This is a genomic window from Diaphorobacter limosus (assembly GCF_033100095.1).
Taxonomy (GTDB): domain Bacteria; phylum Pseudomonadota; class Gammaproteobacteria; order Burkholderiales; family Burkholderiaceae_C; genus Alicycliphilus; species Alicycliphilus limosus.
Window position 1 is genome coordinate 2,865,531 of record NZ_CP136921.1, and the last position, 19,257, is coordinate 2,884,787.

At 70.2% G+C, this 19,257-nt stretch carries 11 protein-coding genes; 5 read left to right on the forward strand and 6 right to left on the reverse strand.

All coding sequences use genetic code 11. The features are described 5' to 3' along the window. Window positions 1-103 precede the first annotated feature (103 nt). From P4826_RS13815 to glnE, 3 genes are read right to left on the reverse strand one after another with little or no spacing between them, the layout of a single operon-like run. Complete coding sequence (locus P4826_RS13815) at window positions 104-3,205, reverse strand: efflux RND transporter permease subunit (RefSeq protein WP_317700961.1); 3,102 nt, start codon at window positions 3,203-3,205, stop codon at window positions 104-106. Between the two features lie 30 nt (window positions 3,206-3,235). After that, entirely contained in the window at window positions 3,236-4,357 is a 1,122-nt protein-coding gene (locus P4826_RS13820; protein WP_317700962.1) for an efflux RND transporter periplasmic adaptor subunit, read from the reverse strand. 18 nt (window positions 4,358-4,375) lie between these two features. Next, window positions 4,376-7,120 (reverse strand): bifunctional [glutamate--ammonia ligase]-adenylyl-L-tyrosine phosphorylase/[glutamate--ammonia-ligase] adenylyltransferase, encoded by a 2,745-nt coding sequence (gene glnE / locus P4826_RS13825; protein WP_317700963.1) that lies wholly within the window; start codon window positions 7,118-7,120, stop codon window positions 4,376-4,378. Window positions 7,121-7,193: 73 nt separating this feature from the next. On the opposite strand from glnE, the gene P4826_RS13830 reads away from it, so the two are divergent. Genes P4826_RS13830 through P4826_RS13845 form a run of 4 tightly spaced genes read left to right on the forward strand, consistent with a single transcriptional unit; the run spans window position 7,194 to window position 14,801 of the window. Beyond that, complete coding sequence (locus tag P4826_RS13830; protein WP_317700964.1) at window positions 7,194-11,270, forward strand: YhdP family protein; 4,077 nt, start codon at window positions 7,194-7,196, stop codon at window positions 11,268-11,270. Continuing rightward, window positions 11,267-12,082, forward strand: coding sequence for a carbon-nitrogen hydrolase family protein (locus P4826_RS13835; protein WP_317700965.1), 816 nt, complete (start codon window positions 11,267-11,269; stop codon window positions 12,080-12,082). The genes P4826_RS13830 and P4826_RS13835 overlap by 4 nt, the downstream gene beginning before the upstream one ends. Continuing rightward, window positions 12,082-14,151 carry a two-component system sensor histidine kinase NtrB gene (locus tag P4826_RS13840; RefSeq protein WP_317700966.1) on the forward strand — a complete coding sequence of 690 codons (2,070 nt, stop codon included), beginning with the start codon at window positions 12,082-12,084 and terminating at the stop codon, window positions 14,149-14,151. Before P4826_RS13835 ends, P4826_RS13840 begins: the two co-directional genes overlap by 1 nt. Beyond that, a complete protein-coding gene (locus tag P4826_RS13845; protein WP_317700967.1) occupies window positions 14,151-14,801 on the forward strand; it encodes a response regulator transcription factor in 651 nt (216 codons plus the stop codon). Before P4826_RS13840 ends, P4826_RS13845 begins: the two co-directional genes overlap by 1 nt. A gap of 80 nt (window positions 14,802-14,881) precedes the next feature. On the opposite strand, the gene P4826_RS13850 is transcribed toward P4826_RS13845, so the two are convergent. Beyond that, window positions 14,882-15,526 (reverse strand): YiaD family glycine zipper/OmpA-like lipoprotein, encoded by a 645-nt coding sequence (locus P4826_RS13850; RefSeq protein ID WP_317700968.1) that lies wholly within the window; start codon window positions 15,524-15,526, stop codon window positions 14,882-14,884. A 220-nt stretch (window positions 15,527-15,746) separates the two neighbouring features. Between P4826_RS13850 and mltA the strand changes: the two genes are divergently transcribed. Then, window positions 15,747-16,901: a murein transglycosylase A gene (gene mltA, locus P4826_RS13855; RefSeq protein ID WP_425605174.1), complete on the forward strand. Its 1,155-nt coding sequence runs from the start codon at window positions 15,747-15,749 to the stop codon at window positions 16,899-16,901. Between the two features lie 99 nt (window positions 16,902-17,000). On the opposite strand, the gene P4826_RS13860 is transcribed toward mltA, so the two are convergent. Together P4826_RS13860 and P4826_RS13865 are read right to left on the reverse strand one after the other, a co-directional pair. Beyond that, window positions 17,001-18,719: an MFS transporter gene (locus tag P4826_RS13860; RefSeq protein WP_317700970.1), complete on the reverse strand. Its 1,719-nt coding sequence runs from the start codon at window positions 18,717-18,719 to the stop codon at window positions 17,001-17,003. Between the two features lie 20 nt (window positions 18,720-18,739). Next, on the reverse strand, window positions 18,740-19,225 hold the full coding sequence (locus P4826_RS13865) for an Lrp/AsnC family transcriptional regulator (RefSeq protein WP_317700971.1): 486 nt from the start codon (window positions 19,223-19,225) through the stop codon (window positions 18,740-18,742). Window positions 19,226-19,257 lie beyond the last annotated feature (32 nt).

Consider the following 19,257-nt stretch of genomic DNA (forward strand, 5'->3'; position numbering starts at 1 on the left):
ATGGCGTGGGCCAGGGTTCCAGAGACCTGCGCCATGCTCCGTGGCAGCATGTGCGCCGCTGTGTGAATGAGGCATGCGCTTCGGCGCAGCCCCTTGGGCAGCGTCAAGGCAGCGATGGCGGTTGCACCTTGTTGCCGTTTGGTGCCATGCGCGCCTCCCGATGTGGCCAGTGCCGGCGCAGCCATTGCTCGAAATCATCGACGTAGGTGAAGACCGCGGGCACGACCAGCAGGCTCAGCACGGTGGAGGTGATGAGCCCGCCGATCACGGCCACGGCCATGGGCGAGCGAAAGCTCATGTCCGCCCCGCCCAGGGACAGCGCGATGGGCATCATGCCCGCGCCCATGGCCAGCGTGGTCATGATGATGGGACGGGCGCGCTTGTGGCAGGCGTCCAGCAGCGCATGCAGCCGCTCCATGCCGGCGCGGCGCGCGACGATGGCGTATTCCACCAGCAGGATGGAGTTCTTGGTGGCGATGCCCATCAGCATGATGAGCCCGATGAGGGACGGCATGGAAAAGCTCTGGCCGGCGACGAGCAGCGCCACGAAGGCCCCGCCCAGCGACAGTGGCAGGGCCGCGAGGATGGTCACGGGCTGCAGGAAGTCCTTGAACAGCAGCACCAGCACGATGTAGATGCAGACCACGCCGGTGAGCATGGCCAGGCCAAAGCTGGCGAACAGCTCGCCCATCATCTCCGCGTCGCCCACGTCGATCAGGCGCACGCTGGCCGGCAGGCCCTGCACGGCGGGCAGCTGGCGCACGGCTTCGGTCACCTCACCCAGGCCACGGCTGCCCAGCTCGATCTCGAAGTTCACGTTGCGCGAGCGGTCGTAGCGGTTGATCACCGCCGGGCCGCCGGCCAGCGTCAGGCTGGCCACCTCGCCCAGGCGCACCGGGCCGCGGTTGCCCGGCACGGCCAGGCGCTCGAGCACCGACAGATCCTGGCGCGCCGCGTCATCGAGACGTACGACGATGGGCACCTGGCGCTGCGCCAGATTCAGCTTGGGCAGAAACTGCTCGTAGTCGCCCACGGTGGCCACGCGCAGGGTCTCGGCGATGGCTTGCGAGGTCACGCCCAGGTCGGCGGCGCGCGCAAAGTCGGGCCGCACCGCGATCTCGGGCCGCACCAGGCTGGCCGTGCTGCTGACGCCGCCGATGCCGCCTATGGTGCGGATGTCACGCTCCACGGCGCGCGCCGCCTCGGCCAGGGCCTGCGGGTCTTCGCTGGCCAGGGCCAGGATGTATTTGTCGTTGGAGCCGCCCAGGCCCACCTTGACGCGCGCGCCGGGCAGCTCGGCCATGGCCTGGCGCAGGCGTTGCTCTATGACCTGCTTGCGCGGGCGCTCCTGGCGTGGTGCCAGTTGCAGGGTGAGTGTGGCCTTGCGCGGGTCGCCCGTGCCGGCGCCGGCAAATGGGTCGGTGCCGGCCGAGCCGCCGCCTATGGTGGTGTAGATGCTGCGCACATCGCCCACGCCCATGGCCAGGGCCCCGGCGCGCAGGGCCAGGGCCTGGGTCTCCTGCAGCTTGGCTCCGGGGGGCAGCTCCAGCATCACCTGGGTCTGGGCGTTGTCGTCGGCCGGTATGAAGCCTGAGGGCAGCAGCGGGATCAGCGCCAGCGAGCCGGCGAAGAACAGGGCTGCGCCGATCAGGGTCAGCCAGCGATGGCGCAGGCACCAGTGGCTGGCACGCATGTAGGCGGCCAGCCAGCGCGGCTCGTGTTCGGACGCCACCAGGGGCTTGAGCAGGTAGGCCGACATCATGGGCGTGAGCAACCGCGCCACCACCAGAGAGGCGAACACCGCCAGCGCCGACGTCCAGCCGAACTGTTTGAAGAAGCGCCCGGCAATGCCGCTCATGAAGGCCGTGGGCAGGAACACGGCGATCAGCGTGAAGGTGGTGGCGATGACGGCCAGGCCGATCTCGTCGGCCGCCTCCATGGCCGCCTGGTAGGGCGTCTTGCCCATGCGCAGGTGGCGCACGATGTTTTCCACCTCGACGATGGCGTCGTCCACCAGGATGCCGACCACCAGCGACAGCGCCAGCAGGGTGATGACGTTGATGGAAAAACCCAGCAGATGCATGCCGATGAAGGCCGGTATCACCGACAACGGCAGGGCCACGGCCGAGACTATGGTGGCCCGCCAGTTGCGCAAAAACAGCCAGACCACCACCACGGCGAGGATGGCGCCCTCGTACAGCAGGTGCATGGAGCTGTCGTACTCGTCCTGCGCGATCTCGACAAAGTCCACGGTGCGCTTGAGCGTCAGATGCGGGTGCTCGGCGCGCAGGGCATCGAGCGCCTGCTGCACGCCCGCGCCCACCTCAATCTCGCTGGCGCCGCGACTGCGCGAGACCTCGAAGCCGATCACCGGCCGTTCGCCCAGCAGCGCGGCCGTGCGCGGCTCGGCCCAGGTGTCGCTGACCTCGGCCAGCTGGTCCAGGCGCGTATGGCGCCCGCCCGAAAGCGGGATCTGCAGCGCCGCGATCTGCTCGGCCGTTTGCACCGTGGCCAGGGTGCGCAGCGGCTGTTCGGCGCCGCCTAAGTCGGCGCGCCCGCCGGCGCTCTCCAGCTGTACCTGACGCAGCTGGTGCGAGACCTCGGCCGCCGTCACCCCTATGGCCTGCAGCTTGAGTGGATCGAGCGCCACGCGCACCTCGCGCGTCACGCCGCCCACGCGGCTCACGGCGCCCACGCCCGGCACGGCCAGCAGGCGGCGCGTGAGCTGGTCATCGACGAACCAGGACAGCTCCTGGTCGTCCAGCTTGTTCGAGGCAATGGCGAAGGCCAGGATGGGCTGGGAGGACAGCTCCAGCTTGGTGACTATGGGGTCGCGCAGATCCGCCGGCAGGTCGGCGCGCACGCGCGAGACGGCCGAGCGCACATCGTCCACGGCCTCCTGCACGGGTTTTTCCAGCTGGTACTCGGCGGCGATGGTGGCCGTGCCATCGACCAGCGTGGTGGTGATGTGCTTGAGCCGCTGCGTGGTGGCGATGGCGTTCTCGATCTTGCGCGCCACGTCCGATTCAAGCTGCCCCGGCGCCGCGCCCGGCAACGCCGCCGTGACCATGACCACGGGCAGGTCCATGTCGGGAAAGTTCTGCACCTTCATGGCGGAGAACGACAGCAGCCCGGCCAGCGTGAGCAGCACGAACAGCATGGCCGCCGGTATGGGGTTCCTGATTGACCAGGCCGACAGATTCATGATTACTTCTTATTTAATAGCTATTTGCGCTTATTTGACGGGCGCTGCAAGCTGTTTTTGTGCTGAATCGCTGGGGGCCACGCGCACCAGGTCGCCATCATTCAGAAAGGCGCCGCCCTGCTGCACGACGCGCGCCTCGGGCGTCAGGCCGGTGGTGATCTCCACGCGGTCGGCGTTGCGCTGGCCGGTCTGCACGCGGCGCATCAGCACGCGGCCGTCGGCTCCCACCTCGAATACCTGGCTGAAGCCGTCGCGCACCACCACCGCGGCCAGCGGCACGGTCAGGGCTTCGTGCTGGCCCAGAACGAACTCTCCGCGCGCGAACATGCCGGCGCGGATATCGGGGTGCTCGGGCAGATCCACATACACCAGCGCGTTGCGCGTGGCAGCATCCACCGTGGGAGCGAGCACGCGCACCCGGCCCTCGACCTGGGCGCCACTGGCGGCCGTGACCATGGCCCGGCCGCCGGCGCGCAGCAGCGGCAGGTCGCTGGAGCCGACCTCGGCGCGCCACTCCAGGCGGCCGCGGCGCAGCATGCGAAACAGCTCCGTGCCCGGGCCCGCCACCGCGCCCACGGTGGCCAGGCGCGCGGAGATCACCCCGGCATCGGGCGCCAGCACGCGCGTGTGCTTCAGGCGCAGCTGCTGCGCCTCCAGTTGCGCCTGGCTGGCCGCCACGCGCGCCTGGGCGGTCTGGGCGGCGGTGGTGTACTGCAGGATCTCCTGCTGGCTCATGGCGCCGGTGGCGCTCAGCGCGCGGGCGCGCTCGGCGTTGGCCTGGGCCTGGGCCAGGGCGGCGCGGGCCTCCTGCAGGGCGGCCCGGGCCTGGGCCAGGTCGGCGCGCACGCTGTCGTCGGCAAAGCGCGCCAGCAGCTGGCCGGCGCGCACCTGTTCGCCCACGTTCACGAGCACCTCGGCCAGGCGCAGGCCGCTGCTTTCGCTGCCTATGCTGGCCTCCTGCCAGGCGGCCACGCTGCCATTGGCCGGCAGGCGCCGCGCCAGCGACTCGCGCCTTGGCTGGGTGGTGCTGACGGTGAGGGCCGGGCGCGGGGCGCTGGCCGTGGTGGTGGCGGCGGCAGCAGCGGTGGGCAAGGGGCTGGCGGCGGCCAGCAGGCCGAGCCCGGCCAGGGCGATCAGGAGGGAATGTTTCATGGAAGGAGGGTGATGTCTTCAGCCAAACACGGCGTGCCACAGGGCCAGCACGGCGCCTTGCTCGGCGGCCAGCTCGCTGTCGGGTACGCGCGTGGGTTCTTCGTTCAGGCGCGCGCGGTGCTGCTCCTGGCGCAGCGTGCGGTAGGCGTCTGCCGCCGCGCGGCCCACGCCGGCGGGCAGCAGGCCGGCGTCTTCGGCGCGCGCCAGCAGGGCGATGTTGCCCTTGTTCTCCAGCAGTTCGGGGTGGGCGCCGCTGTGCGCCAGCACCAGGAATTGCACGGCAAATTCCACGTCCAGCATGCCGCCTGGGCTGTGCTTGACCTCGAACTGACCGGCGGGCACCGGGTTGGCCGCGCGCATGCGCTGGCGCATGGCGGTGATCTCGCCGGACAGGGCAGCGTTGTCGCGTGGCGCGCTGATGACGGCCTCGCGCACGGCATCAAAGCGTGCGCGCAGGTCTTCGCTGCCGAGCACGAAGCGTGCGCGCGTCATGGCCTGGTGCTCCCAGGTCCAGGCGGTGTTGCTGCCGCGCTGCTGCTGGTAGTCGGCATAGGCCTGGAAGCTGGTCACCAGCAGGCCCGAGTTGCCGTTGGGGCGCAGGGCGGTGTCGATCTCGAACAGGTCGCCCTCGCCGGTCTTGGCCGAGAGCCAGTTGATGAGCTTGCGCACGAAGGCTGCGTAGACCTCGGGGGCGCGCTCATCCTCGTCGTCGAAGACGAAGACGATGTCCAGGTCACTGCCATAGCCCAGTTCCTTGCCGCCGAGCTTGCCGTAGCCCAGCACGGCGAACTGCGGCGCCTCGCGGTGGCGGTTCTTCAGCCGGCTCCAGCACCACTGGGCGGTGACGCGCAGCACGCTGTCGGCCAGCAGCGACAGGTCGTCGGCCACCTGCTCCACGGTGAGGCGCCCGTCCACGTCGCGCGCCAGGGTGCGAAACACCTCGGCATGGTGGGCGCGGCGCAGCAGGTTGAGCAGGTTTTCGTCGTCGTCCTCGCCGGTCGATCGCAGGGCCTGCAGGCGCAGGGCCAGCTCATGCTCGAAGTCGGCGGCGTCGAAGCGCTCGGCCAGCATGGCCTCGCTGGCCAGCTCGTCGATCACGCCCGGGTGCTGCAGCATGTAGCGCGCCGGCCATTTGGCCGCGCCCAGCAGCTGCAGCAGGCGCTCGTGCACCAGGGGGCGCTCCAGCAGCATGGCCAGGTAGCTCTCACGGCGCAGCAGGGGTTCCAGCCAGCCCACCAGGCGCACGGCGGCGTCTTCGCTGGCGCGCCCGTCGGCCAGCCAGCGTGCGGTGCGCTGCACGATGCGAAACAGGCGCGCGCGCGCCTCGTCGCGCAGGCCCTGCACGCGCTGGTGGTTGCGCCATTCGGCCACGCGCGCGCTCAGGGCGGGCGGCAGTTGCTCCAGCAGGGCTTCCAGGTCGGGTGCCGGCGCGGCATGGGCCTGCGCCTGCGCTTGCGCCTTGTTGCAGGCACCATTGGCGCAGCGCTTGTGCTCGCCGCCGCCGAGCAGGGTGTCGAATTCCTGCGCCACGAGCTCGCGGTGGGTGTCCAGTTCGCGCAGAAAATCGCAACAACCCAGGCCCATGGTGCGGCCGATCCAGGCCAGGTCTTCATCGCGCGTGGGCAGCACATGGGTCTGCTGGTCGTCCAGGTACTGGATGCGGTGCTCCACGCGGCGCAGAAAGACATAGGCCTCGGCCAGCTGCCGGGCCGTCGGTTCGGGCATCAGGCCGGCTCGCGCCAGGCGTTCAAGCGCCTCCAGCGTGGGCCGGCGGCGCAACTCGGGAAACTGGCCGCCGCGCACCACCTGCAACAGTTGCACGGTGAATTCGATCTCGCGGATGCCGCCGCGCGAGAGCTTGACGTCGTTGGCGCGCTCGGGCCGGCCGGCGCTGCGTTGCACCGCGTGGTTGCGGATCTGGTGGTGCAGCGCGCGCAGCGCGTCGAAGACGTTGTAGTCCAAGTAGCGGCGAAACACAAAGGGCAGCACCACCGCGCGCAGCGCCTGCACCTGCGGGCTGGCAATGCAGTCCAGCGGCGCGACGATGCGGCTCTTGAGCCAGGCAAAGCGCTCCCACTCGCGGCCGTGCACCTGCAGGTAGTCCTCCAGCGCCGATAACGACAGGGCCGCCGGCCCCGAATTGCCATGCGGGCGCAGTGCCAGATCCACGCGGAACACGAAGCCATGCTCGGTGGTGTCGCCCACCAGGGCGTAGATGGCCTTCACCGCGCGCGCAAAATATTCGTGGTTGGAGATCCGGCCGCGCCCATCGGGCAGGCCGGCGGTGTCGCCGTCCTGCTCGTAGACGTAGATCAGGTCGATGTCGCTGGATACGTTGAGCTCGCGCGCGCCCAGCTTGCCCATGCCAATCACCCACAGCTGCACCGGCTGGCCCTGGGGGCCCAGCGGCACGCCGTGGCGCGCGTCCAGCTCGGCACGCGCGGCGCGGCAGGCGCGATCGAGCGCCAGTTCGGCCAGCACGGTCACGGTGCCGGTGATGTCGGCCAGTGGTGCACCCTGGTCGCAGTCCAGCGTGATGAGCCGGTGCATGACCAACTGGCGCAATATGCGCAGCGCCGCGCCCAGGTCATGACCGCGCGCCAGCAGGGCATCGCAGGCCTGGTTCATCCTGGCATGGTCGGGCCGGCCCGGCGCCAGCAAGGTCAGCTCGGCGCCGTAACGGCGCTGCAGGCGCTGCTGAAAGCGTGAATGGTGCGAGAGCGGCTCGCTGGAGGCTGCGGTGTCGGTCGAAGGCATCTGCATGGCAAAGGCGGGTCGGCTGCTGAACCCTCAGGGGGTGGGCGGGTCATAATTCCTGCCACCGTTTTCAGCCGTCATGACAGAGCCATCGTCCCATCCTTCCCGCCTGCTCAGATTGGTGGCGGGCTGTGCGCGGTGGGGGCTGGGGCTGTTGCTGGCCCTGTGGCTGTTGCTGGCGGCGGCCTGGGGGGGGCTGCATGGCTGGATTGTGCCGCGTATCGGCGACTACCGCCCCCTGCTGGAGGCACAAGCCGGGCGCGCCCTGGGGATTCCCGTGCGCATTGCCGCGATCTCGGCGCGCAGCGAGGGGCTGATCCCCACCGTGGAGTTGGCCGGCGTGACCCTGCTGGACGCGCAGGGGCGCGATGCCCTGCAGCTGCCGCGCGTGGTGCTGGCGCTGTCGCCGCGCTCGCTGCTGCGCCTGGGCTTCGAGCAGATCTATATCGAAGGCCCGGCGCTGGACGTGCGCCGCATGGCCGATGGCCGCATCACCGTTGCCGGACTGGCTCTGCAGCGCGATGAGCAGGGCGACAGCGGCGCCGCCGATTGGCTGTTTGACCAGCCCGAGGTCGCCATCCGGGGCGGCACGCTGCGCTGGAGTGATGAACAAACCGGGGCCGAGCCGCTGGCGCTGACCCAGGTGGATCTGGTGCTGCGCAATGGCGGCTGGCACCATGCCATGCGCCTGGATGCCACGCCGCCGCCGGGCTGGGGGGAGCGCTTTTCGCTGCGCGGACGGTTTCGCCAGCCGCTGCTGACCACCCATGGTGGCAACTGGCGGCGCTGGAGCGGCCAGCTTTACGCCGACTTTGCGCGCGTGGATGTCTCGCGCCTGAACCAGTATGCCGATCTGGGCGCGCTGGAGGTGGCCCAGGGTCATGGCGCGTTGCGTGCCTGGCTGGACTGGCAGCGTGGTCAGCTGGCCGGGGCCACGGTGGACATGGCGCTCGGCGAGGTGAACGCCACGCTGGGCCAGGATCTGCGCCCGCTGGTGCTGCGCACGGTCACGGGGCGCCTGGGCGGGCGTTGGCTGGAGGGGGGCTTCGAGCTCAGTAGCGACAACCTGCAATTCCAGGCCGACGATGGCCTCGCCTGGCCTGGCGGCAAGCTGTTCCTGCGCCATACCGGGGCCGACCGTGCGGGGCGTGAGCAGGGCGAGCTGCAGGCCGATCGCCTCGATCTGGCCGCCCTGGCGCAGATTGCCAGCCGTCTGCCGCTGGATGCCGCCGTGCGTGACGCCCTGCAGACCTATGCACCCCAGGGTCTGGTGCAGCAGCTGCAGGCCGGCTGGCATGGGCCGCTGGCGCAGCCCCGGCAATACCAGCTGCGCGCCAAGGTGAGCGGCCTGGCCATTGCCGCCCAGGCCAGGAATCCCGCGGTCGTCGGCCTGACTGGCGCCGATGTAGAGCTGGATCTGACGCAGCAGGGCGGACGCGCGGAGCTGGCCATGGCAGACGGACGGCTGCTGCTGCCCGGTGTGTTCGAAGACCCGGTGCTGCCCGTGCAGCAGCTGTCGGCCACGCTGCGCTGGCAGGTCGAGGGGCAGCGCATCGCGGTGCAGACCAACGACCTGCGCTTTGCCAATGCCGACGCCCAGGGCGAGGCGCGCCTGGCCTGGCGCACGGCGGACGCCGCCACATCACCGGCACGCTCGCGCTTTCCGGGCGTGCTGGAGCTCTCGGGCCACCTGTCGCGCGCCGACGGCACGCGCGTGCACCGCTACCTGCCGCTGGTCATCCCGGCCGAGACGCGCCACTACGTGCGCGACGCCATCCAGACGGGCAGTGCCCCCGAGGTGCAGTTCCGCGTCAAGGGCGATCTGCACGACTTTCCCTATGGCCATGCGCCGCGCCTGGGCGAATTTCACATCGCCGCGCGCGTCACGGATGTGACCTACGCCTACGTGCCGCCCAGCCTGCTGGCGCCCGGCGACCGGCCCTGGCCGGTGCTGACCAACCTGGCCGGCGAGCTGGTGTTTGACCGCGCCAGCATGCTGGTGCGCAATGCCACGGGCGGTTTTGCCGGCCAGCGGGCGCTGCGCGTGCAGAAGGTCGGGGCAAAGATCGCCGATCTGGAGCACAGCGTGGTCGAGGTCGATGGCCAGGTGCGCGGCCCGCTGCAGGACATGCTGACGCTGGTGAGCGGCTCGCAGATTGCGCAGCTCACCCATGGCGCGCTCGATCGCGCCACGGCCAGTGGCGCGGCCGATCTGCAGCTCGCCCTGAAGCTGCCGCTGGCGAAGATGGCCCAGTCCCAGGTGCGCGGCAGCGTCACCCTGGCCGACAACGATGTGCGCTTTGTGCCCGAGGCGCCGACGGTGAGCGGCGCGCGCGGCGTGGTGCAGTTCAGCGACACCGGCTTCAGCCTGGTCGGCGTGCAGGGCCGGGCCCTGGGCGGCGAGCTGCGACTGGAGGGCGGCATGGTGGCGCCGCCCGCGGCCGGCGCGCGCGAATCACCGGTGCGCGTGCGTGCCCGCGGCACGGCCACGGCCGAGGGCCTGCGCGAGACGCCCCAACTGGGCCTGCTGGCGCGACTGGCGCGGCACGCCAGCGGTGCCAGCGCCTATGCCTTGAGCCTGGGCGTGCGCCGCGGCGTGGCCGAGATCCAGGTCACCAGTGACCTGGTGGGCATAGCCCTGGACGCCCCGGCGCCGCTGGGCAAGGCCGCGGCCACGCCGCTGGCCGTGCGCTTTGACAACCAGCTCACGCCCGAGGCGATGGCCACCGACAGCGCGCCGCTGCAGGATCAGCTGACGCTCGCTCTGGGCGATGTGCTGCGCCTGGACTACCTGCGCGCGCTCGAGGGCGAGCAGGCCCGCGTGCTGCGCGGCGCGGTGACTGTCGGCCTGCCGGCGGGCCAGGCCATGGCGCTGCCGCAGCAAGGCGTGGCTGCCAATGCCCGGCTGGACATGCTCGATGTCGATGCCTGGGACGCGCTGCTCGATCAGCACCAGGAGGGGCCGGGCGCAGGCGGACCGGTGGCCCAGGCCCAGGGGTACCTGCCCGACCGGGTGGCGCTGCGCGTGGGTACGCTTGCCCTGCAGGGGCGCAGCCTGCACGATGTGGTGGCCGGCGTCTCCCGCGTCGGCGCCGACTGGCGCGCCAACGTCAGCGCGCGTGAACTCGACGGCTATGTGGAGTACCGCCAGGCGGACGGCGCGGCCCAGCAGGAGGGGCTGTATGCGCGCCTGTCGCGCCTGGCCCTGCCCCAGTCGGACGAGCCGCAGGTGGATGCGCTGCTGGATGCGCAGCAGCCGGCCAGGCTGCCGGCGCTGGACATCGTGGTGCAGGACTTCGAGCTGCGCGGCCGGCGCCTGGGCCGCCTGGAGATAGAGGCGCGCAACCGCGCCACGCAGGACGGTCAGCGTGAATGGCGCCTGGGCAAGTTCAACCTGGCGGCGCCCGAGGCGGTGTTCGCCTCCAGCGGCAGCTGGGCCCTGGTCGGCGGCAAGGGCGCAGCGGCGCAGCGGCGCACCAGCATGGACTTTGCGCTGGACATACGCGACTCGGGCGCGCTGCTGGCGCGCTTTGGCATGGACGGCGTGCTGCGCCGCGGCAAGGGGCGTATCGCCGGCCAGGTGGGCTGGCAGGGCTCGCCGCTGTCGCCGGACTACCGCAGCATGACCGGGCAGATGCATGTGGACGTGGAATCGGGCCAGTTCCTCAAGGCCGACCCGGGTCTGGCCAAGCTGCTCGGGGTGCTCAGTCTGCAGTCGCTGCCGCGGCGCCTTGTGCTGGATTTCCGCGACGTGTTCAGTGAGGGCTTTGCCTTCGACTTCGTGCGCGGCGACCTGCATGTGGAGCAGGGCGTGGCCACCACCAACAATCTGCAGATGAAGGGCGTGAATGCCGCGGTGCTGATGGAGGGCAGCGCCGACATCGAGCGTGAGACGCAGGATCTGCATGTGGTGGTGGTGCCTGAGATCAATGCCATGACCGCCTCGCTCGTGGCCACGGCCATCAACCCGGTCATAGGCCTGGGCAGCTTTCTGGCCCAGGTGTTTTTGCGCGGGCCGCTGATCCAGGCGGCGACGCAAGAGTTTCGCATTGACGGCACCTGGGCCGAGCCACGCGTGGAGCGCATCCAGCAGCGCCAGGCGGCGCCCGGTGCTGGCGGCCCTGGCGCCCCCGCAATCTCAGGAGCAAAACCATGAAAGTCGCAGCCTTGCAAATGGTCTCCGGCGTGGCCCTGCAGCCCAATCTGGAGGTCGCACGCCAGCTGCTGCAGCAGGCGGCCCGGGCCGGAGCCGAGCTGGCGGTGCTGCCCGAGTATTTCTGCGCCATGGGCCGGCGCGACGAGGACAAGCTGGCGCTGCGCGAGCGCCTGGGCGATGGGCCGGTGCAGCGCTTTCTGGCCGATGCGGCGCGCGAGCTGGGCCTGTGGATCGTTGGCGGCACGCTGCCCCTGGCGGGGGACGATCCGCGGCGCGTGTACAACAGCTCGCTGGCGTTCTCGCCGGCGGGCGAATGCGTGGCGCGCTACGACAAGATCCACCTGTTTCGCTTCGACAACGGCCGCGAGCAGTTCGACGAGGCACGCACCATCCAGGCCGGCCAGGGCAGCGTGCGCTTTGCGCTGCCGGCGCGCGACGGCAGGCTGTGGCATGTCGGTCTGTCCGTCTGCTATGACCTGCGCTTTCCCGAGCTGTACCGCGAACATGCGCGTGCCGGCGCCGACCTGCTGCTGGTGCCCAGCGCCTTCACCTACACCACCGGCCGCGCGCACTGGGAGTTGCTGCTGCGCGCGCGCGCCGTGGAGAACCTGGCCTATGTGCTGGCGCCGGCCCAGGGTGGTCAGCACGAGAATGGCCGCCGCACCTGGGGCCACAGCATGTGCATAGACCCCTGGGGCCAGGTGCTGGCGCGGCAGGCCGAGGGATCGGGGGTGGTGCTGGGTGAGCTCGATGCCGCCCATCTGCGCCAGCTGCGCAGCCAGCTGCCGGCGCTCGAGCACCGCGTGCTGTGATGACTGAGACCGCAGCGCCACACGAGCCAGCCGCGCCGCCGCTGGAGCGGCTGCCAGGGCGCTGGCGCCGCTGGCTGGGCGCGTGGCGGCGCTGGTCGCTGTGGGCCTTGCTGCTGGCGCTGGTGGCCAGCATGCTGGTCACGCTGGTGTGGCTGGCCGGCCGCTACGAGGCCGGCGAGGTGCAAAGCCGGCTCGAGCGCGACAGCGCGGACGCCGTGGCCGACATCCGCAACGCCTTCGCGCACAACCTGCAGAACCTGCAGGCGCTGCAGGCGGGTGATCCTGACCTGGCGATCTGGGAAAGCCGTGCCGGCGATCTGCTCACCCAGCGGCGCGAGCTGGTGCGCATAGAGTGGCGCGACACCCAGCTGCAGCTGCGCGCGCATGCCCAGACGCCCTACCGTCCCCAGGGGCGCGACCCGACCCAGCGCGCCAGCGTGCGCTCCGAGACAGCGCTGGCCTGCGCCAACGCGCGGCGCATCACCGGGCCCTCCTACTCCACCAGCTACTTCCAGCCCATGCCCGATGGCGTGGGCGCCGAGATGATGGAGGTCTGCCTGCCGCTGATGGGCGATGGGCGCAACCATGGCTTTCTGGTTGCCACCTACGCCTTGCACACCGTGCTGCAGGAGCTGGTGGCGCCGGGCCTCAAGCGCACCCAGGAGGTGTCGTTCACCGAGGCCGACGGCACGCGCCTGGCGCTGGTGGGCGCCATGCGCCGCGGCACGCGCATGTTCACGGCGCAGCAGTTGTTCGACCTGCCGGGCAATACGCTGATCCTGCGCATGGATGGCTGGCATGCCGCGCCCAGCGTGTTTCCCAACGTGCTCACGGCCCTGGTCACGGCCATGTCCATCGCCCTGGTGTCGGTGCTGGTGGTGCTGGTGCGCGACAACCGGCGCCGCCTGAGCGCCGAGCGCAATCTGGGCGATGCGCTGGCGTTTCGCAAGGCTATGGAGGACTCCCTGGTCACCGGCCTGCGCGCGCGCGACATCCATGGTCGCATCACCTATGTGAATCCGGCCTTTTGCGCCATGGTGGGCTTCTCCACGTCCGAGCTGGTGGGCCTGGACACGCCGCCCTACTGGCCGCCCGAGCATGCGCGGGAATATGCCGAGCGCCAGATGGTGCGCATGGCCGGGCGGCTCGATCCGCCGCGCGAGGGCTATGAATCGACCTTCATGCGCAAGGACGGCACGCGCCTGACGGTGATGATCTTCGAGGCCCCGCTGATCAACGCCCAGGGCCTGCACACGGGCTGGATGGGCTCCTTCCTGGATGTGACCGATCAGCGCCGCGCCGAGGAACTTTCGCGCACCTCGCAGGAGCGCCTGCAGGCCACGGCGCGCCTGGCCACCGTGGGCGAAATGGCATCGCTGCTGAGCCACGAGCTGAACCAACCCCTGGCGGCCATCGCCAGCTATGCCTCGGGCTCGCTGAACCTGCTGGGCCCGGCGCAGGCGGCGCAGCCGCCGTCGGCGCATGACCTGGCCGACCTGCGCGTGGGCGTGCAGCGCATCGCCGCACAGGCCGAGCGCGCCGGGCGCGTGATCAAGAGCGTGCACGACTTCGTGCGCCGGCGCGACCAGTCACGCGCGCCGGCCAGCGCACAGGCCTTGTTCGACGCCGTGCTGCCGCTGATCCGGCTGCAGGCGCACAAGATTGGCGTGCGCGTGGTGCTGGACATCCAGGCGGGCCTGCCCCCGGTGCTGTGCGACCGCACCATGGTCGAGCAGGTGCTGCTGAACCTGGCGCGCAACGCCATGCAGTCCATGGACGATCCGCAGATCCACCCGCGCATCCTGGACTTGCACGTGCGCCGCGCGGCCTCGAACGCGGCCAGGGGCTGGCTGGAGTTCTCCGTGGCCGACATGGGCAGCGGCATCCCCGAGGACGTGGCCGAACGCCTGTTCACGCCCTTCTACACCACGCGTGCCGAGGGCATGGGCCTGGGCCTGTCCCTGTGCCGCACGGTGGTGGAGCAGCACGGCGGCTTTCTGGGCCATGCCCAGCGCCAGCCGCGTGGTACGGTATTCACCTTCACCCTGCCCGTATTTCAGGAAGACTGATGGAACCCGCCGCCAATGCCACCGTGTACATCGTGGACGACGACGCCGAGGTGCGCGAGGCCCTGGCCTGGCTGCTGCGTTCGCGCCGCGTGCTCAGCGAGGCCTATGCCAGCGCCGAGGCCTTCGAGCTGATGCTCGCCGAGCGCGCCACCGCCGGCCTGCCGCAGCGCCAGCCCTGCTGCCTGCTGCTGGACGTGCGCATGCCCGGCATGAGCGGGCTGGCGCTGTTCGACAACATGGTCGCGCGTGGCGACACTGCCGGCATACCGGTGATCTTTCTCACCGGCCATGCCGACGTGCCCACCGCCGTGGCCACGGTCAAGCGCGGCGCCTTTGACTTCTGTGAAAAGCCCTTCTCGGACAACCAGCTCGTCGATCGCGTGCAGGCGGCGCTGGAACTCTCGGCCCGGCACCTGCAGGACTGCCGCGAGCGCCATCGGCTGCAGGACAGGCTGGCCGAGCTGACCGAGCGCGAGCGCGACGTGATGCGCCTGGTGGTCGAGGGCCTGCCGAACAAGCTGATTGCCGACCAGCTGGCCATCAGCGTGCGCACGGTGGAGGTGCACCGCGCGCGCGTGTTCGACAAGATGCAGGTCAAGTCGGCTGTGGAGCTGGCCAATCTGCTGCGTTCGGCACCACAGCAGTCTTGATATAAAAAATGCTGCTAGCGCTTATGTGACAAGCGCTCACAGCTATTATTTTTAATGCAATGACCCGTGGCGTGGGGGCGTCAACCCTGGCGCTCGCCCATGAAGATCTCTACCCGGCGGTTGCGCGCCCGGCCTGCGGCCGTGTCATTGCCGGCAATCGGTTCGCGCGATCCGCGGCCATCGACCTGGATGCGTGCACCGCTCACGCCGCGCGCTGTGAGGTAGTTGCGCGTGCTCTCGGCCCGATCCAGCGACAGCGGGTTGTTGATGGCGTCGCTGCCGGTGGAATCGGTGTGGCCGATGATGCGCACCTCGGCATTCGGGTTGTTGCGCAGGCCCTCGGCAAAGCGATCGAGCACCGGGCGGAAGTTGGCCTCGATGTCGGCGCGGCCGGTGGCGAACGAGATGTCGCTGGGGATGTCCAGCTTGAGCTGGTTGTCCGTGGTCTGCGACACGGTCACCCCCGTGCCCTGGGTGGCGGCCTGCATCTCCTGTTTTTGCTTTTCCATCTGCTGCGACCAGATGTAGGTGCCCAGGGCGCCCACGCCGGCGCCGATCACCGCGCCCGTGCCAGCCTTGCCGCCGGTCATGGCGCCTATGGCCGCGCCGCCCAGCGCACCTGCACCCGCGCCAATGGCGGTGCGGCGCTGGGTGTCGCTCATCTCGGCACAGCCGGTGGTCAGCAAAATGGCGGCGGCGCTGCCGATGAGTAGAAGCTTGCGCATGGAGTCCTCCTTGAATTCAAAAGTACGTCTGCGAGGCTAGCCCGGACGGCGCCCGTGGTCTGTAAGACTTGGTACCTGCGGGTGATTCAGGGCGGCAAACAACTGTCAATCCTCCTCGTCCGGCGGCAGTTCGCCGCGCTTGCGGCCCGAAAACATGGTCCACCACAGAATGGCCACAAAGATTAGCAGCGCCACCAGCGCCTCAAGCAAAATCAGCCCCATGAATGTTTGTCTCCCGCGCCTGTTTTGGATGGTGCTGATTGTAGGAATGCTGGCCGCCTGCTCCACGCCGGTACCCCTGGACTCGTCCGCGCCCACCGCGCCGGCGGCACGGCCCGTGCCCGCGGGATCGGCGGCCGTGCCGGGCACGCTGACCCAGTCCAAGAGCCGCTGGGTGCCCGTGGCCTGGAGCGAGCTGCCCGGCTTTGACGCCGACGCCCTGCACGAGGCCTGGAACGCCTGGCTGCGCAGCTGCGAGCGCCCGGCCCCGGCCTTCGCGCCGCTGTGTGGCGACGTGCGCCGCCTGAGCATCGCCGCGCCCGAGGAGCAGCGCGGCTGGATCATGCAGCGCCTGCAGCCCTACCGCATAGAAACGCTGGAGGGCAGCGCCGATGGCTTGCTGACCGGCTACTTCGAGCCCTACCTGGACGCCGTGCGCCAGCCGGGCAACGGCTTTGGCGTACCGCTGTATGCCCCGCCGGCGGATCTGGGCCAGCGCAAGCCCTGGTACACGCGCCAGCAGATCGAGACCCTGCCCCAGGCCCAGGCGGCCTTGGCCGGCCGCGCCATTGCATGGGTGCGCGACCCGGTCGAGGCCCTGGTGCTGCACATCCAGGGCTCGGGCCGGCTGCGCGTGCAGGAGGCCGACGGCAGCCAGCGCCTGGTGCGCCTGGCCTATGCCGGCACGAATGACCAGCCGTACAAGAGCGTGGGCCGCTGGCTGCTGGACCAGGGTTTGGTGCGTGATGCCACCTGGCCCGGCATCACGGCCTGGGTGCGGCAGAACCCGCAGCGCGTCAGCGAGATGCTGTGGAGCAACCCGCGCTACGTGTTCTTTCGCGAGGAGCCATTGGACGGGCTGGACGCCGCCTTCGGCCCCAAGGGCGCGCAGGGCGTGCCGCTGACGCCGGGGCGTTCGATCGCCGTCGATCGCCAGAGCATCCCCTACGGCACGCCGGTGTGGCTGGCCTCCAGCGGGCCCACGGCCCAGCTGTCGCGCCTGGTGCTGGCGCAGGACACGGGCAGCGCCATCCTGGGCGCGGTGCGCGCCGACTACTTCACCGGCTGGGGCCCGGAGGCGGGCGACATGGCCGGGCGGCTGAAGCAGAACCTGCGCCTGTGGGCGTTGTGGCCGAGGCAGGGCGCCACCCCCTGAGGCGCCCGTATTTGAGCGCGCAGCTTGCGGTGGATATTGGCAAAAATAGACTGTAGCGCTTATTGATAAAGCGTCAATAGCTATTAATTGTATAGCTTATCAATCGCCTTCCACCACATAGCGCGAAATTACCGGCGGTGTCTCGCCGATATGGAAGGCGTTCTTGCGGTCGCGCAGTGCCACGTCGGAGGCGGTGACGCGGTCGAAGCGGCGCAGGTGCTCGGTCCAGGACTCGTCCACCACGCGCTCGACGTAGCGGCGCGGGTCGGCGATGTCGTGCTGCAGCTCCCAGCTGAGGGCACCCTGGCGCAGGCGCGCGCGCCGGCTCTCCTGCATCACGGCGCGAAACTCGGCCGCGCGCGCGGGCTCGATGAGGTATTCGATGCTGGTCACCAGGCGCAGCCCGGCCTCTGGCGGGGTCTCGGCCTGCGGCAGGTTGAAGGCGCGCGAGGGGCTCAGGTCTTCCTCGCCATGGCGGTCGCTCACCAGGCGCTGCACCAGGGTCATTACCGTCACGCCTATGGCCGCAGCCAGCGCCAGGCTCACGGGCACGCTGCTCATGGCGGCCACCTGGCCCCACAGCGCCGCGCCGGCTGCGGTGGCGCCCATGATGGCCATCTGGAAGATGGCCATGCCGCGCGCGCGCACCCAGTTGGGCAGGGCGAACTGTGCCGCCACCACCAGGGCGTTGGCCACGGTGATCCAGGCCGCACCGGCGACCACCATGGCCGGCACGGCCAGATACACGTTGGGTGCCAGGGCCACGATGGCCGAGGCCAGCGACTGCACCAGCGTGCCGCGCGTGACCAGCTGGTCGGCGGCCATCATCTGGCGCAGGCGTGGCAGCAGCATGGCCGCGCCTATGGCACCCGCGCCCATGGCCGCCAGCAGCAGCGTGAAGGTGCCGGCGCCGCCGCCCTGCAGGCCGCGTGCCACCAGCGGCAGCAGCGCCAGCAGGGCCGTGGCGTGCAGGAAGAACACCGAAATGCGCCACAGCACGGCGCGCATCGGTGGCGACTCGCGTACGAACTGCAGGCCCACGCGCATGGCGCTGGCCAGGCGCTCGCGCCCGAGCGGGTTGGGCGTGGCCTGGCGCCGCCAGCGCATGATGGTGAAGCCCGCCAGCAGCGACAGCACGGCGTTCAGCACAAAGACCCAGGCGCTGCCGAAGCTGGCAATGATGGCGCCGGCCAGCAGGGGCCCGATGATGCGCGAGGCGTTCATCGCCACGCCGTTGAGCGCCAGCGCCGCGGGCAGGTGCGGGCGCTCCACTAGCTCGGGCACGATGGCCGAGAACACCGGCCAGCGCATGGCCAGGCCTATGCCGTTGGCAAAGGTGAGCGCCAGCAGCAGGTGCGGGCTGACCCCGCCGGCCAGGATCACCCCGCACAGCACCACGGCCACGGCCGCCACCCAGAACTGCGTGACCATGAAGTACTTGCGTCGGTCCAGTATGTCGGCCAGCGCACCGCTGGGCAGGCCGAGCAGGAACACCGGCAGGGTGGAGGCCGTCTGCACCAGCGCCACCAGCACCGGCGAGCTGGTCAGCGTGGTCATGAGCCAGGCGGCCGCCACGTCGTTCATCCACATGCAGGTATTGGCCACCAGCCAGGTCAGCCAGAGCATGCGGAACACGGGCACGGACAGCGGCGCCAGGGGTGACTGCGGCGTGCGCGCGGCGGCGCTGCGCTGCAGCTCGGCAGTGGCTGCGGCCTCGGCGGAGTCGGCGATGTCCGAGGCGTTGGCGGGGGTGTCGGCGCCGGGGTCTGTGCTGTCGGGGCTCTGGGGCCCGTGGGTGTGCGGTGGCTGTGGCGGCATGGGCCCGCCATTATGAAACCTCAGGCCCGGGCCTGCTCCAGATGCGCCAGCGGCAGCGCGCCGCCGGCCTTGACCTCGCCCAGCGAGAAGCTGGTGTGCATGTCCTTCACGTTGGGCAGGTTCAGCAGCACGGTGCGCGCGAACTGCGAAAAGCTGTCCAGGTCGCGCGCCACCACCTGCAGCTCGAAGGTGCCGGTGCCGCTGATGTAGTGGCAGGACACCACCTCGGGAATCTGCGCTATGGCCTGCTCCATGGTGCGCGTCAGGTCGCCCGTGCTGCGCTCGGCGTCCAGGCGCACGAAGGCCAGCACGCCCAGGCCGATCTTGTGGCGGTCGATCTCGGCGCGGTAGCCGCGGATGAAGCCGGATTCCTCCAGCGCCCGCACACGGCGCCAGCAGGGCGCGGCCGACAGGCCTACTCGCTGCGCCAGCTCGGCATTGGTCAGACGCGCGTCACGCTGCAAGGCGCCCAGTATGGCCAGGTCGTATTTGTCCAGTGTTTCCATTTTTCGATTATTTAAAGAAAGATTCTTTCTTG